General features: G+C 75.7%; 9 protein-coding genes and 1 tRNA gene. 3 read left to right on the top strand and 7 right to left on the bottom strand.

Going from position 1 to position 14,542, the window contains the following annotated elements:
• Positions 1 to 3: 3 nt before the first annotated feature.
• The 5 genes from ACIQZO_RS31510 to ACIQZO_RS31530 are packed head-to-tail and all read right to left on the bottom strand — an operon-like array spanning position 4 to position 7,896.
• Positions 4 to 132 (bottom strand): hypothetical protein, encoded by a 129-nt coding sequence (locus ACIQZO_RS31510; protein ID WP_403632672.1) that lies wholly within the window; start codon positions 130 to 132, stop codon positions 4 to 6.
• Positions 129 to 1,832 (bottom strand): hypothetical protein, encoded by a 1,704-nt coding sequence (locus tag ACIQZO_RS31515; RefSeq protein ID WP_403632674.1) that lies wholly within the window; start codon positions 1,830 to 1,832, stop codon positions 129 to 131. Before ACIQZO_RS31515 ends, ACIQZO_RS31510 begins: the two co-directional genes overlap by 4 nt.
• Positions 1,822 to 4,287, bottom strand: coding sequence for a GTPase-associated protein 1-related protein (locus ACIQZO_RS31520; protein WP_403632677.1), 2,466 nt, complete (start codon positions 4,285 to 4,287; stop codon positions 1,822 to 1,824). Before ACIQZO_RS31520 ends, ACIQZO_RS31515 begins: the two co-directional genes overlap by 11 nt.
• Positions 4,284 to 5,558 (bottom strand): hypothetical protein, encoded by a 1,275-nt coding sequence (locus ACIQZO_RS31525; RefSeq protein WP_403632680.1) that lies wholly within the window; start codon positions 5,556 to 5,558, stop codon positions 4,284 to 4,286. Before ACIQZO_RS31525 ends, ACIQZO_RS31520 begins: the two co-directional genes overlap by 4 nt.
• A gap of 1 nt (position 5,559) precedes the next feature.
• Positions 5,560 to 7,896: a hypothetical protein gene (locus tag ACIQZO_RS31530; RefSeq protein WP_403632683.1), complete on the bottom strand. Its 2,337-nt coding sequence runs from the start codon at positions 7,894 to 7,896 to the stop codon at positions 5,560 to 5,562.
• A 185-nt stretch (positions 7,897 to 8,081) separates the two neighbouring features.
• Here ACIQZO_RS31530 and ACIQZO_RS31535 point away from each other — a divergent pair, with 185 nt between their 5' ends.
• Positions 8,082 to 10,142 carry a phosphocholine-specific phospholipase C gene (locus ACIQZO_RS31535; RefSeq protein ID WP_403632685.1) on the top strand — a complete coding sequence of 687 codons (2,061 nt, stop codon included), beginning with the start codon at positions 8,082 to 8,084 and terminating at the stop codon, positions 10,140 to 10,142.
• 151 nt (positions 10,143 to 10,293) lie between these two features.
• Positions 10,294 to 11,136, top strand: a complete 843-nt coding sequence (locus ACIQZO_RS31540; protein ID WP_403632688.1) for an alpha/beta fold hydrolase — start codon at positions 10,294 to 10,296, stop codon at positions 11,134 to 11,136.
• On the opposite strand, the gene ACIQZO_RS31545 is transcribed toward ACIQZO_RS31540, so the two are convergent.
• Positions 11,118 to 11,190: transfer RNA gene (locus tag ACIQZO_RS31545), tRNA-His, on the bottom strand. The two genes, ACIQZO_RS31540 and ACIQZO_RS31545, sit on opposite strands and share 19 nt — an antisense overlap.
• 445 nt (positions 11,191 to 11,635) lie before the next feature.
• Here ACIQZO_RS31545 and ACIQZO_RS31550 point away from each other — a divergent pair.
• Complete coding sequence (locus tag ACIQZO_RS31550) at positions 11,636 to 12,760, top strand: M24 family metallopeptidase (RefSeq protein ID WP_403632691.1); 1,125 nt, start codon at positions 11,636 to 11,638, stop codon at positions 12,758 to 12,760.
• Positions 12,761 to 12,763: 3 nt separating this feature from the next.
• Here ACIQZO_RS31550 and treZ read toward each other — a convergent pair whose 3' ends face one another.
• Positions 12,764 to 14,509, bottom strand: coding sequence for a malto-oligosyltrehalose trehalohydrolase (gene treZ / locus ACIQZO_RS31555; RefSeq protein ID WP_403632694.1), 1,746 nt, complete (start codon positions 14,507 to 14,509; stop codon positions 12,764 to 12,766).
• Positions 14,510 to 14,542 lie beyond the last annotated feature (33 nt).

Here is a 14,542-nt window from a genome sequence, read left to right on the forward strand (position 1 = left end):
CCTTCAACTTCCGGTCCATTGCGGGATGTACCGCACCAGCGCCGCCACCGCGGCAGCCGCCGTCATCACGACCGCCGACACGAACAGGGCCATCATCATCCGGCGGCCCCGCGTGATCTGCGGTGTCATCATGGGGTGTTGCTCCTCTCGTCGCTCTGCGCGCCGCGCGCGGCGGGAGTCTCCCGCCGGTCCTGCGCGGCTTGCGCGTCCCGCGCTTCCTGTGCGGCGCGGGCCTGCTGTGCGTCCTGCCGCTCCCGTGAGAGCCGCCCGACCCGCAGCCCGGTCCGGGACAGCAGCCACAGCACCGGCTCCGCCGCCCGCCGTTGCTCGGTGTCCAGGGCGCCCGCCCCGGTCGCGGCGCGGGCGCTGACCACCCAGTACCGAGCCGCCGCGAAGTCGTGGCCCAGCGCGCGGACCAGCTCGCCCAGCCCGATCTCGGTCAGCCACGCCTCGACCGGCTCGGCCGGCCGCGGCAGCGAGTCCAGCCGGTCCAGTGCGTCCCGCTTGGTGACGACCGCGGCGACGGGCAGCCGCCCGCGGCGCCCGCCGAGCCCCTGCAGCTCGCCGCTGAACCCCGCGTACGTCTCCACCGGGCCGAGGTCGGCCGGCCGGGCCGCCTCGGCCCGTTCGGTGTCGCCCGCGCGCAGGGCGCGGCGTACGACGGGCGCGGCGAGCACGTCGGTGACCAGCAGCACCCCGTCGGCGTGCGCGAGGTAGCCCTGGCCGCGGGTGGTGTCCGCGTCCCGGAGGGACTCGCCCATCGGGTCGTACAGGTAGAGCAGCCGGCGCCGGCGCCCGTACCCGACCAGCAGCATCAGGGCGCGCGGTTGCCCGCCCTGGGTCTTGAGGGTCCACCCGGTGCTGTTCACCTGCCGGCCCAGGGTGTTGACCTCGCGCAGGTCGTCGGGGGAGGCGTACTCGAGGGTGAGCCGGGACTCGTGCGACCAGGACCGCAGCCCCTCGAGCATGGCTGCCAGCAGCATGGTCTTCCCGGCGGAGGTGCCCCCGATCAGCGGCAGGTGCACGACCCGGGTGGTACCGACGGCCGGGGGCAGGCTCCGGTCGCAGTGCGGGCAGCGGGCGGCGAGCTTGCGCCGACCGGTCATGAGGGTGGTCGGCAGTCCCTTCCCGCAGCTGCAGACGTGCCGCAGCGCGCCGAAGGCGCCGGGCCGCAGCTCGCGGTGGGCGGCGCCGCAGCCCGGGCAGAGGTGCACGGCCAGCGGGAACGGCCGGTAGCAGCCCGGGTACGGGCACTTCATCCGGACGCCCAGGACCAGCTTCCACAGCCGCTCCGCGGTCCGCCCGGCCAGGGCGGCGGCCAGCGCGCCCAGCGCGACCAGGCCGAGCTGTACGGCGAAGAACAGGGCCACGCCGGCCAGCAGGACCGAGGCGAGCAGCGCGGAGAGCACCGCGGCCAGCGCCGTACCGGGAGCCAGCACACGCAGCAGCAGCCGCCCGAAGCCGCTCTCGGCGAGCTCGCCGGTCTGCCCGTTGCGGCCGCGCAGCAGGCGGTGGCGCACGACTGCGCCCAGCCAGTGCCGGGTCAGCAGGAACCAGACGGTCAGCGCCGCGGCCTGTCCGGCGAACCGGGCGTCCAGCCACATCTGTCCGGCCCAGTACGCGGGCCGGGCCGGCTCGGGACCCGTGTACGGGACGATCCGCGGGTCGCTGCCGCCCGGCGGGTGCGTACGGAAGGCGGCCCAGGCGGCCGACAGGGCCAGCGCCAGGAACCGCCACAGCCCGTACCCGAGGCACACGGCGACCGCGATCACCCCGGTGAGGGTGCCGAGGATCCGCGCGATCAGCACCGGATCCACCACATCAGCCCCCATGGCCGCCCGCCCCCTGACCGCCGGACTTCTGACCGCCCGCCGTCTGCCCGTCACCGCCGGAGCGGCGCCCGCCCCAGCGTTCGCGCAGGCGGCCGAGGGCGCCCGGCCGCTGCCAGCCGCGGAACTCGTCCGCCCAGCGGCCACCCAGCCGGGCCAGCGACTGCTCCACCTCGGCCAGCTCCGCCGCCGCCAGGCCCCGTACGGCCGGCCGCAGCACCCCGTCGAGCAGGTCCGTGCGCGCCTCCTGCCACAGCGGGCCGGCCTGCGGCTGCGAGGACCACACGGTGAAGCAGTCCGCGACGTAGTCCGGATCCAGGCGCAGCCGGTCGCGGACCGCCGGTTTCCGCGCCGCCAGCCGGTACGCGGCCAGCAGCTCCGCGTCGTTGCTCTCGATCAGCGCCCGCAGCTCGCTGTCCGGCCGGTCCGCCGCCAGCAGCCGCGCGCACAGGACCTCGTACGCGTTCTCCCGAGGGCCCGGCTCCGGATCCAGCGACCGCAGGTCCAGCGCCTGGCGGACCCAGCCCCCGCCCGCCGCGCCCGACCGCAGGTTCCGGGCCAGCTCCAGCAGCAGCAGCGACGGACGCAGCCGGGCCGGGATCTCCTCCTGGAACTGTCCGAGGACCTCCGGTGCCAGCTCCGCCGCCTCGGCGTCGCCGGCCGGCGCCCGCACCGCCGCCTGCACCAGCAACTCCCAGGTCCCGGACTCCCGGTGGACCTGCGCCCCGGTCGCCGCGAGCACGAGTGCGGCCTCGCCGGCCCCCGGCGGCTCCCCGTCCCACACCAGCCGCATCGCGGTCCGCAGGACCAGCGGCTCCGCGTACAGCGAGACGCCCGAGTGGGCCAGCAGGGCGTTCATCGCGCCGACCCGGTCCGGGCCGGCCGCGGACCACGCCGCGGCCTCGGCGCACATCCGCAGGTGCGGCCGCGCGTCGGCCGCGGTCAGCCGCAGCGCCGCCCGGGCGAACAGCCGCCGTCCCGCGGCCGGATCGCCCGCCGCGAGCGAGTCCAGCCGGTCCAGTACGAGGGCGCGCAGCCCGGGCAGTTCGGCCAGCGCGGCCCGCTCCCCCGGCCCGTACGCCCGCTCCGGATCGGTGAGCAGCGCGCGTGCCGACCGCCGGGCCACCGAAGGCAGCAGATCGCTCACGTCCACCCCGAGCACCGAGGCCACCCGCAACAGCCCGGCCGGATGCTCCGGTTCGGCCGCGGGCCCGCTCAGCGCCGCCCGCAGGCCCGGTTCCAGTTCCGCCGCGAGCCGGCCGCGGACGGCCGCGCCCAGGGAGCCCGCGGTGGGCAGGGCCGCCGGCGGCGCGCCGGTCCGTACCGCTTCCGTCAGGGTCAGGGCCACCAGCGGCTCGCACACCGCGGGCGGGGCCCAGCCGTCCAGGGCCGCGAGCAGCCGCCCGGCCGCGTCCATCTCCGCCGGGTCCCGGTCCCCGGCCGGGCCGCCCAGTGCCAGGGCCAGCGTGTGCAGCCGTACGTCGTCCAGCGCGTCCCGGTGCCCGGCCGCCCAGTCGGCGGCCGCGGTCCGGCCGGGGGAGGGCAGGGCGATCCCCGCGGTCAGCGCGAGCGCGGCCAGCGGGCCCGCGTCGTACGGTCCGGCGGCCAGCCGCCGGACCTCGGCGACCAGATCCTGGCGCGCGGCCTGCCAGACGCGCGCGGCGGTGTCGGCCCACACGTCCGGGGCCCCGGCCGCGGGGGCGGCGCCGCGCGTGGCGTCGTACACCCGGTAGCGGTGCTCCTGCCCGGCGAGACCGAGCCCGTCCTCCGGCACCACGCCGATGATCTGCTGCCGGGCGAGCTGCGGGCGCCGGGTGTAGGTGGTGAAGGTGAGCCACTGCCCGCGCTGGTGCGGCAGCACACTGCACGCGAGCATGATCCAGCGGGCCACGGCCTCGCTGTCCGCCTCCACGAGCACGACCTGCGGTGCGTCCGGGTCCTCCCCGAGCCGGCGCACATCGGCGAAGAAGGCGGCCAGCCACGGCGCGCGGGCGGCGACGAAGGCGGCCAGCGCGGCCCGGTCCAGGCGGCCCGGCGCGGGCACCGCGGCCAGCGCCGGGGCGCCGCCCGGCGGAGTGGCGGCGGCCCATTGCGGCGAGCCCCAGGCGGTGATCGGCAGCTCGCCCACGGCCGGGCCGGATCCGGCGGGCTGCGGCAGGTGCACCGCGTGCGCGTGGAAATTGCCCCAGCGGCCGCTGTAGTCGGCGCCCGTGTACACCGAACGCGCCAGCAGCCGGCTGCCGTCGGCCAGCACGTTCAGGCTGAGCGCCTGCGGGAAGGCGGCCAGCTCCTGCGGCCCGGGCCGCGACGGCGCGTCCCGGGGCGGCTCGTAGCCGATCAGCTGCTCCGCCTCGCGCAGCAGGGTGGCCGGCACCCCGGAGCTGACGGCCGTGAACCGGAAACCGGAGCCGTCGGGACCCGGCGGAGCCGAGGTGTAGTGCAGTTGGGCGAGATTCATGAGTTCCCCTCCGAGCCGGTACGGGCACCCGTGCCGGCGGCGCCACCGGTGCGCGGCAGCAGCCCGCCCAGCCCCAGCAGCCACAGCAGCGGATCCTCCACGCGCAGCGGCCGCGGACCCGACTTCGGGGCGTCGGCCGGTGCGTTCGCGGGCGGCGGCGAGCCGAGCGCCGAGAGCCCGAACAGCGACAGCTGCGCGAAGTCCCGCTCCAGCTGCCGCAGCAGCGCCCCCGAGTCCCAGCCGTCGAGCAGCACGCGCATCTCCTCGTGCACCGCCTGCCGGTCCTCCTCGTCCAGCGCTCCCGCGCGGTGGTCGGCGTTGCGCAGCAGCGGCGAGTGCGGCTCCAGCAGCGGCACCAGCGAGTCCGTCTTGGTCACGGCCACCGCCACCGGGGTGGTGACCCGGCCGCGCGAGGAGCCCCGGCCATGGGCCCGCAGCTGGGCCGCGAGATCGGCGGCGATCTGCTGCGGCGGGGTCTCGATGACCGGCAGCGGCGGCCCGTCGTCCTGCGGCAGCCGGTCGCGCACCGCCCGCATCTGCAGCGGGTCCACGAGCAGGATGATCCCGTCGGCGGCGGCCAGGTAGTGCGTGTACCGGTCCATGGCCTCGGCGCTGCCGAGGTCCTCGCCCGCCGCGTCGAAGAACACCAGCGCGGTGTGCCGGCTGCCGTCCCCGCGCAGCCGGCGCCGCAGCGGCAGGCTCAGCCGGTACAGCAGCGGGTCGTTGAAGCCCAGCGCCGCCGGCCGGGTGGCCTGCGGCAGCCGCAGCCGGTCGTACAGGTCCTCTGCCAGCTCCCGGTCCCGGCGCTGGGTCTCGCCGCCCATGGCGGTCACCGAGGCCCCGTACGCCCGGCCCACCCGGCCCCGCAGTTCGCCCAGCAGCACGGAGACGTAGGTGCTCTTGCCGGAGGCCTTGGGGCCGAGCAGGGCGATGATCCGGGTGTCCTGGTCGCAGTAGTCGCTCGGGAAGTCACTGTGGCAGCGCCGGCAGACCCGCACCGGGGTGGAACCGCCGCAGTCGGGGCAGTCCGCGCGCGAGCCGCCCCCGTTCGGCACCAGACGCCGGCCGAGGGCGCGCGGGGCGGTGAAGACCGGCCCGCGCATCTTCAGTGCGGGCGGCACGCTGGGACCCATGAAATCGGCCCATACGGTGTCGAGTTCGGCGCTGCACGGTCTGGCGCCGCGCACCCCCGTGGCGGACATCTGGCAACGGTAGGGCAGCCGGGCCGCCGGGGACCGGTCGAAGCAGTAGGGGCAGACGACGGAGGTCATGTCAGCGGACCACCAGGGAGGGGAGAGGAGGCTCTTCGAGCCGGACGGAGGCGGCGGCGCCGCCGAGGAGAAAACCGCGCAGGGCGTACGGGCGGCCGGGGGCGGCGGCGGTGTCGATCGGGCGCTCCACGGTGCCGGTACCCGTCCCGGTGCCCGCGGCCGCGGCGGCGAGTTCGGCTCCGGTCACCCGGCACACGGCCGTGCCGGCGGCGGGGCCGCCCGGCCGCCGCGGGTTGCGGCTGCCGTCGCCCCGGGCCACAAGGACGAATCCGGGGAGGTCCGGGCCGGGTTCGCCGCCCGGGGCCCGTACGGTCACCCGCAGGACGGCGGGCCCGCGGCGCAGTCCGCGCCGGGCGCCGGGCACCAGTTCGTAGGCGATGGCCACGTCGGCGGGCAGCGCGGCCCGGGCGTCGGGCCCGGGGGAGGCGTGCACGGACCGGGCGCCGCGCGGGGCGGCGTGGGCCTCGACGGACAACGCGGCCGGGGTGACCGGCAGAAGGAGCCCCTCGCGCAGGAACACGCTGCGGGCCACGGCGCATTCGGTGCGCCGGCCCTCCTGGGTGACGGTGGCGGTGACGGTGCCCGCGGAGCCGGGCCAGTCGAAGGTGATCTGGACCAGGTCGGGCGCGGTACGCCGCAGCGCCAGCCCGGTCACCGGCAGCGGAGCCTCGACCAGGACGGAGGGCCCGGCCAGGGCCCGCTCGCCGAGGACGGACACGGCGGACACGGTGGTGAGCGATCCCGGCGGCGGGTGTCCGAAGGAGAACGCTCCACCGGAGCCCGGTCCACCCGTGCCCGGTCCACCCGTGCCCGGTCCGGCCGGACCCCGTAGGACCCAGTCCAGCGGCGGCGGCAGTTCGGCCGCCGTCAGTTCGGCCCCGTCGGCGGGGGCCGCGCCGGGCCACTCCACCAGCCGGACCCCTGCTCCGGCCCCGTCGCCGCCCGTCCGGTGGAACTCCACCCCGCCCGCCTCCCGGGCCACCGCCGTCAGGGTGAGGACGGGTGCGGGCCAGGGGTGCACGCTGACTGCAGCGCGCACGGCCGAGGAGAGCACCCCGCGGTCGGCGCGGCCCGTCGGGGCGTACCGGGCGCGCACGCTCAGCTCGTACCTCCCGGGCGCCAGCCCCCGGGCCCGCACACTCTCGCGCGGGCCCGCCGGCGCCGCGGCGGGCACCGGGGCGGGCCCGCCGGGACCGGTCAGCGTCACCTCGCAGTGGGTCGCGCCCGCCGGCGGCGTCCACGAGGCCTCGATCCACCCGTTGCCGTCGCCGACCCGCACCTCCGTCACCGCCGGGGCGACCGCGAGCGGCGCGCCGATCAGCGGCGGCCCGTCGACGGCGCCGTCGGCCCGCAGCGGCAGGGCCACGTGGCGGACCTCCTCGCCGGTCCCGGCGCCGCGGTCCACGAGCACGCCCCCGGCCGGCCGGCCCGCCACCTCGGCGAGCGGGGAGCCGGCCGGCTCCCCGCGGGTGAGCCGCACCACCCGCCAGCGCGCCTTCCCGAAGTCCCCGGGCGGCCAGCGCAGTTCTACACCGCCGGGGACGAGTACGGACTCCAGCGGGCCGGGGTCCCCGGGATCCGGCCGGTAGGTGCGCACCAGCCCGCGCACCGCGCGCGGGCAGTCGCCCGCCAGCGCCGCCGCCTCCTCGTAGTGGACGCAGGCCCGCTCCCGATCGCCCCGCTCCTCGTGCCGCCGGGCCACCGCGAGCTCGCCGTCGGCGGCGGCCGCCCGGTCGGCCAGCGCGGCGAGGAGGTCCGCCAGCGGCCGGTCCCCGTCCGCGGGCGGCAGCAGCGCGGCCCGGCGGGCGGCGGAGCGGATCCGGTGCTCCAGCACGTCGTCCCGCAGGGCCTCGGCGGCGGCGCGCTGCCCGCCGTCCAGCCGGGCCCGCCGGTCGGCGGCGTGGACCAGCGCGGCGGCCTCGGCCGGGTCGACCCCGAAACCGGCCGCGGTGGCCGGCAGATGACCCTGGGGGTGGTCGTGGAGCAGGTGGGTGAGTTGGTACAGCAGGATCCGGCGCAGGGCGGCGGGGTCCGCCGCCTGGATCCCGGCCAGCCGCTCCAGTAAGCGGGCCGCTGCCGGTTCCGCCTGATCCCGGCGCATCGCCCGCAGCATGTCGGCGCCGACGTGCCGTCGCCGGCCGGGACCGGTGACGGCGAAAACCCCGTCGAGCACCCGTAACCGGCCGCCGGGCGGGACCAGTAGCTCGCCCAAGTGGCTCAATCCGATGGTCTGTTGTGCGGCGAGGAGTTCCCCGTAACCTCCCAGCAGCGGCGCCAGCGGCAGGCCGGAGAGCGCGTGGGGCAGCCCGATGGCATGCCCGAACTCGGTCCCCGCCATCCGCTCTGCGCCCCCCGTGCAGTGTGTGGGAGGTCATTTCAGCAGATATGCAGGTCGTTCGGGAGCTCTTTCCGTTCTCCAGGTGTACGGCGCAGTGTCACGAAGTGATCTCCGGCCGGTACCCCGGGACCGCTGTCCTTGGGGCGCCCCTCGACTCCCCCCTCACTCCCAGAGGTCGTCACCCCATGGCAGAGCTGAATCGTCGCAGGTTCCTGCAGATAGCCGGTGGCACCGCGGCCCTCACGATGCTGAACGACAGCATCGCGCGAGCCGCCGCCATCTCGGCACAGGGCACCACCAAAACGATCCAGGACATCGAGCACATCGTCGTCCTCATGCAGGAGAACCGGTCCTTCGACCACTACTTCGGCGCGATGAAGGGGGTCCGGGGCTTCGGTGACCCGCGGCCGGTCCTCCAGGACAACGGCAAGTCCGTCTTCCAGCAGTCGAACGGCACGAAGGACATCCTGCCCTTCAACCCCCAGGTCCAGGACCTCGGGATGCAGTTCCTCGAAGGCCTCAACCACGACTGGGCGGGCGGCCACCAGGCCTACAACAACGGCAAGTACGACAAGTGGGTCCCGGCGAAGACGGCCACGACCATGTCGTACATGACCCGGAACGACATCCCGTTCCACTACGCCCTCGCCGACGCCTTCACCGTGTGCGACGCCTACCACTGCTCCTTCATCGGCGCCACGGACCCGAACCGCTACTACCTGTGGACGGGTTGCACGGGCAACGACGGGGTGGGCGGCGGCCCGGTCCTCGGCAACCAGGAGGCCGGCTACGGCTGGAAGACGTACCCCGAGCGGCTGGAGTCCGCCGGGGTCTCGTGGAAGGTCTACCAGGACATCGGCGACGGCCTGAACGCCGCCGGTTCCTGGGGCTGGATCAATGATGCCTTCCGCGGCAACTACGGCGACAACTCGCTCCTGTACTTCAACAGTTACCGCAACGCCCAGCCCGGCAGCGCCCTGTACGAGAAGGCGCGCACGGGCACGAATGCCAAGGCGGGCGAGGGCTACTTCGACCGGCTGCGCGCGGACGTGGTGGGCGGCGCCCTGCCCCAGGTCTCCTGGATCGCCGCCCCCGAGGCGTTCAGTGAGCACTCGAACTGGCCGACGAACTTCGGCGCCTGGTACATCTCGCAGGTCCTGGACGCGCTCACCGCGAACCCGGCGGTCTGGGCCAAAACCGCCCTCTTCATCACCTACGACGAGAACGACGGCTTCTTCGACCACGTGGTCCCCCCGTACCCGCCGGCCTCCTCGGCCTGGGGCCTGTCCACGGCCGACGTCAAGGGCGACCTGTACGCCGGTGGCGGCGGCTACGCGGCCGGACCCTACGGGCTGGGCCCGCGCGTCCCGATGATCGTGGTCTCCCCCTGGAGCAAGGGCGGCTACGTCTGCTCCGAGACCTTCGACCACACCTCGGTGATCCGCTTCATGGAGCAGCGCTTCGGGGTGCGGGAGCCCAACATCTCCCCATGGCGCCGAGCCGTCTGCGGCGACCTGACCTCGGCCTTCGACTTCACCCGGGCCGACGCCGCGCCCGCCGCGCTCCCGTCCACGGCCGGATACGTTCCGCCGGACAAGAACCGCCACCCGTCCTACCACCCGACCCCGCCGGCGACGGGCGCCCTGCCCGGGCAGGAGGCCGGCTCCAAGCCGACCCGCGCCCTCGGCTACAGCCCCTACGTGGACGGCACCCGCACCGCCTCCACCGGCCAGTTCACCCTCACCTTCGCCTCCGGCCCGACCCTGGGCGCCCACTTCCACAGCACCTCGGGCAACCGTACGGACGGCCCCTGGCCCTACACCGTCGAGGCGGGCAAGACCCTCTCGGACACCTGGTCCACCAACAGCTCCACCGGCAACCAGATCAACCTCACGGTCTGGGGTCCCAACGGCTTCCTGCGCACCTGGAAGGGCCCGGCGAAGAAGACCGGCCCCGAGGTCACGGCCCGCCACCTGGCGGCCACCGGGAGCCTGGCCCTGACGCTGACCAACTCCGGGACGGCGGCCGTCAACCTCACGGTGACCAACGCCTACGGCGGCGCGGCCCAGACCCTCCGGGTGGCGGCCGGTGCGACGGTCTCCCACACGGTGGCCCTCGCCGCCTCGGGCCGCTGGTACGACGTGAAGGTCGTCTCCGACGCCGACACCACCTTCCTGCGGCGGTTCGCCGGACACGTGGAGACCGGCGCCGCCGGCGTCTCGGACCCGGCGATCAGGACCGTCTGATCCGCTCCTCCTGCCGCGGGCTCCCGGGGCTCCCGCGGCAGGAGGCTGCGCACGGCTGCGCACGGGATGCCGGACGCGCGGTGTGACGGTAGGCCCGGTGGGCAGAACCCTCGGCGTCGGTTTTCTTCGCCACGTCACCGAGGGAGAACGCATGGCCATCGCCCACCGCAGGATCGGCACCGGACCCGTCCGCGTCATCGTGCTGCACGACTGGTTCGGCACCTCCGCGAACTGGGGTTCCGTACTGGACCACCTGGACCCCGAGGGCTTCAGTTACGTCTTCCTCGACTACCGCGGCTACGGCGACCGGCGGGACGTCTCCGGCCGCCACAACCTGGCCGAGATCGCCGACGACGTCCTGGAGCTCGCCGACCAGCTCGGCTGGGACACCTTCTCCCTCCTCGGCCACTCCATGGGTGGCAAGGCGGTCCAGCAGGTCCTGGTCCGCGCCCCCGAGCGGGTGGAGAAGCTGATCGGCCTCGCCCCGGTCCCGGCCGCGCCCTACGCGATGGACGACACGACCCACGCCCTCTTCCACGGCGCCGCCACCGACCCCGACAAGCGCCGCACCATCCTCGACCTGGTCACCGGCAACCGCGCGAGCCGGCACTGGCTCGACCGGATGGTCGCCCACTCCCTCGCCGTCTCCCGCCCCGAGGCCTTCGCCGGCTACCTCGAGAGCTGGCAGCCCCTCGACCTGTCCGCCGCCGTGAAGGGCAACACCGTCCCCGTGCTCGTCCTCGTCGGGGAGTACGACCTCGCGATCACCCCGGACGTGATGCGCGCCACGTGGCAGGCCTGCTACCCGGACTGCCGGATCGTGACGATCCCGGGCTCCGGCCACTACCCGCCGCACGAGACCCCGGTGGCCTTCGTCACCGAGGTGGAGGCCTTCCTGCGGACCTGGCCGCGGCCGCGGGCACACGAAAAATCCCGTGGGGCACGAGGAAGCCTCGTGCCCCACGGGATCAACAGGGTGAGTGACGGGACTTGAACCCGCGGCCACCTGGACCACAACCAGGTGCTCTACCAACTGAGCTACACCCACCACGACGGGCGGCGGACCACCCGTTCGATGTGCAAGCACAGCATAGCCGATCAGAGGGGTGCCCCCGCGACGCGATATCGGCCTTGGGCCCGGACGACGGGGCGCGGGCCACGCCGCGCCGCGCGGGCCGACCGGCGCGCCCGGCCCGCCGGAGGGCCCGATCCTGGAGCGCGCTGCCGCCCCGGTGGCTCCGCCGGTCACCGGGCCCGGGCCGTCACACTCGCCACCGGCCCGCCCCGGCCGGGCTCACCTGGCGGGCGCCGTGCCCGGGGCCCGAGGGCGCCGAGCGCCTCGGCGGGCAGGGCGACGGGGCGCCTCGGCGGGCAGGGCGACGGGGCGCCTCGGCGGGCAGGGCGACGGGGCGCCTCGGCCCGGTGTTCCCTCGCCGGAGGCGGATCGGCGCGGCCGCTGCGCCCGCCGGGCGGGGCACGGCAGGATCACCCGTATGACACGTGAACCCGCACCCTTCACGGCCGACGACTACGCCGCCCGGATGGCCGCCGCCGCCCGGGCCGCCGCCGAGGCGGGGCTCGCCGGCCTGCTGATCGCCCCCGGGCCCGACCTCACGCACCTCACCGGCTACCGGCCCACCGCCGAGACCGAGCGGCTGACCCTGCTCGTGCTCGCCGCCGGGCAGGACCCGGTGCTCATCGTGCCCGCGCTGGAGGCCCCCGACGCGGAGGAGGCCCCCGGCGCCACCGCGCTGACCCTGCGGGACTGGGCCGACGGGAAGAACCCGTACGCCGTCACCGCACCGCTGCTGGACTTCCGCGGGCGCTTCGGCGTGAGCGACAACACCTGGGCCCTGCATCTCCTCGGCCTCCAGCGGGAGTTGCCGAACACCACCTACGCGCCGCTCACCGACTGCCTGCCCATGCTCCGCGCCGTCAAGGACGAGCGGGAGCTGGACCGCCTCGCCGCGGCGGGGGCCGCCGCCGACGCCGCCTACGCGCAGATCCTCCACCTCCCCTTCGCCGACCGCCGCGAGCTCGACGTCGCCGACGACCTGGCCGCCCTGCTGCGCGCGCACGGCCACTCCCAGGTCGACTTCACGGTCGTCGGCTCCGGCCCCAACGGCGCCAACCCGCACCACGAGGCCGGCGACCGGGTCATCCGCCACGGCGACATGGTCGTCCTCGACTTCGGCGGCCTGCGCTTCGGCTACGGTTCCGACATCTCCCGCACCGTGCACGTCGGCGAGCCCACCGCCGAGGAGCAGCGGGTCCACGACATCGTCCGCGAGGCCCAGCAGGCAGGCGTGGCCGCGGTCCGGCCCGGGGTCTCCTGCCAGGAGGTGGACCGGGCCGCCCGCGCCGTGATCACCGAGTTCGGCTACGGGGAGCGCTTCATCCACCGCACCGGTCACGGTATCGGCGTCACCACCCACGAGCCCCCGTACCTGGTCGAGGGCGAGGAGCAGCCGCTGGTCCCCGGCATGTGCTTCTCCGTGGAGCCGGGCGTCTACCTCCCGGGCCGGTTCGGCGTCCGCATCGAGGACATCGTGACCGTCACCGAGGACGGCGGGCGCCGTCTGAACAACGCCCCGCGCGAACTGGCCGTCGTGGAGTGAGCCTCACGTGGCCAGGACGGCCGCCGATTCGCCCGGTACGTGGATCCGCCCGTCCGGACCGGGATGTTCGAGCGGCTCCCAGGCGGCCAGCACCCGCACCCCGTTGCGGCCCAGCGCGATCGTCACCGGGTCCGCGGAGAGGTTCACGACCACCCGGACGTCGCCCCGCCGGAAGGTGATCCAGCGGCGCTCCTCGTCGTGGGCGACCCGGACCGCCGCCAGGTCCGGGTCGCGCAGGTCCGGATGGGTGCGGCGGAGCGCGATCAGCGTGCGGTACCAGTCCAGCAGGCGGGCGTGGACGGCCTGTTCGGGCTCCGTCCAGTCCAGGCGGGAGCGGTCCCGGGTGGCCGGGTCCTGCGGGTCGGGGATCTCCTCGGCCTTCCAGCCGTGCGCCGCGAACTCCCGGCGGCGGCCGGACCGCACGGCCTCGGCGAGCTCCGGGTCCGGGTGGTCGGTGAAGTACTGCCAGGGGGTGCGCGCCCCCCATTCCTCGCCCATGAACAGCATCGGGACGAACGGCCCCGTCAGGGTCACGGTCGCGGCGCACGCCAGCAGCCCGGGGGAGAGCGAGGCGGAGAGCCGGTCGCCGAGCGCCCGGTTGCCGATCTGGTCGTGGGTCTGGCTGTAGCCGAGGAAGCGGTGGGCCGGGGTCCGGCGGCGGTCCACCGGCCGGCCGTGGGTGCGGCCCCGGAAGGAGGACCAGGTGCCGTCGTGGAAGAAGGCCCGGGTCATGGTCTTGGCGAGGGCCGAGAGCGGGGCCGCGGCGAAGTCGGCGTAGTACGCCTGGGACTCGCCCGTCAGTGCGCAGTGCAGGGCGTGGTGGAAGTCGTCGTTCCACTGGGCGTGCAGGCCCGGTCCGCCGCCGGCGCGCGGGGTGGTGGTGCGCGGGTCGCACCGGTCGGACTCGGCGATCAGGAACAGCGGGCGGCCGGTGTCGGCGGCCAGTTCGTCGACGGCCGCGGACAGTTCCTCCAGGAAGGTCAGCGCGCGGTCGTCGGCCAGCGCGTGCACGGCGTCGAGCCGCAGGCCGTCGATCCCGTAGTCGCGCAGCCAGGCCAGCGCGCTTCCCACGAGGTAGCCGCGCACCTCGTCGGAGCCGGGCGCGTCCAGGTTCACCGCCGTGCCCCACGGGGTGTGGTGGGTGTCGGTGAAGTACGGGCCGAAGGCGGGCAGGTGGTTGCCGGACGGGCCGAGGTGGTTGTGCACCACGTCCAGCACCACGCCCAGCCCGGCCCCGTGCGCGGTGGCCGTGAAACGGGCCAGGCCGGCCGGGCCGCCGTACGGCTCGTGCACCGCCCACGGCGCGACCCCGTCGTAGCCCCAGCCGTGCCGGCCGGCGAAGGAGCAGACCGGCATCAGCTCCACGTGCGTGACGCCGAGGGCGGTGAGGTGGCCGAGCCGGGCGGCGGCCGCGTCGAAGGTGCCCTCGGGGGTGAAGGTGCCGATGTGCAGCTCGTAGAGGACCGCGTCCTGGAGCCCGGTGTGCGGCGGCGCCGCCGGCCGCGGGGCGAGGGCCTCGATGTCGACCACCGCCGAGAGCCCGTCGGGTCCGTCGGGCAGCCGCCGCCCGCGCGGGTCGGGCCGGGGGCCCTCGCCGTCGAGGAGGAACCCGTAGCGGCTCCCGTCCGCGGCCGCGGCCTCGGCGGTCCACCAGCCGTCCCGGTCCGGATCGCGCGCCATGTCGTACGTCGCCCCGTCGAGCCGCAGGGCGACGTGGTCCTTCAGCGGTGCCCACACCTCGAACTGCACGGGCGCTCCCCTCGTCGTCGGCGGTGTCCAGCA

Source organism: Streptomyces sp. NPDC097617 (assembly GCF_044761485.1).
Taxonomy (GTDB): Bacteria; Actinomycetota; Actinomycetes; order Streptomycetales; family Streptomycetaceae; genus Streptomyces.

Bases quoted from the DNA above. Each gene is read 5' to 3' on its own strand.
- ACIQZO_RS31540 (WP_403632688.1), top strand. From the start codon at position 10,294: ATGGCCATCGCCCACCGCAGGATCGGCACCGGACCCGTCCGCGTCATC.
- ACIQZO_RS31520 (WP_403632677.1), bottom strand. From the start codon at position 4,287: ATGAATCTCGCCCAACTGCACTACACCTCGGCTCCGCCGGGTCCCGAC.
- ACIQZO_RS31550 (WP_403632691.1), top strand. From the start codon at position 11,636: ATGACACGTGAACCCGCACCCTTCACGGCCGACGACTACGCCGCCCGG.
- ACIQZO_RS31530 (WP_403632683.1), bottom strand. From the start codon at position 7,896: ATGGCGGGGACCGAGTTCGGGCATGCCATCGGGCTGCCCCACGCGCTC.
- ACIQZO_RS31525 (WP_403632680.1), bottom strand. From the start codon at position 5,558: ATGACCTCCGTCGTCTGCCCCTACTGCTTCGACCGGTCCCCGGCGGCC.
- ACIQZO_RS31515 (WP_403632674.1), bottom strand. From the start codon at position 1,832: ATGGGGGCTGATGTGGTGGATCCGGTGCTGATCGCGCGGATCCTCGGC.
- ACIQZO_RS31510 (WP_403632672.1), bottom strand. From the start codon at position 132: ATGATGACACCGCAGATCACGCGGGGCCGCCGGATGATGATGGCCCTG.
- ACIQZO_RS31535 (WP_403632685.1), top strand. From the start codon at position 8,082: ATGGCAGAGCTGAATCGTCGCAGGTTCCTGCAGATAGCCGGTGGCACC.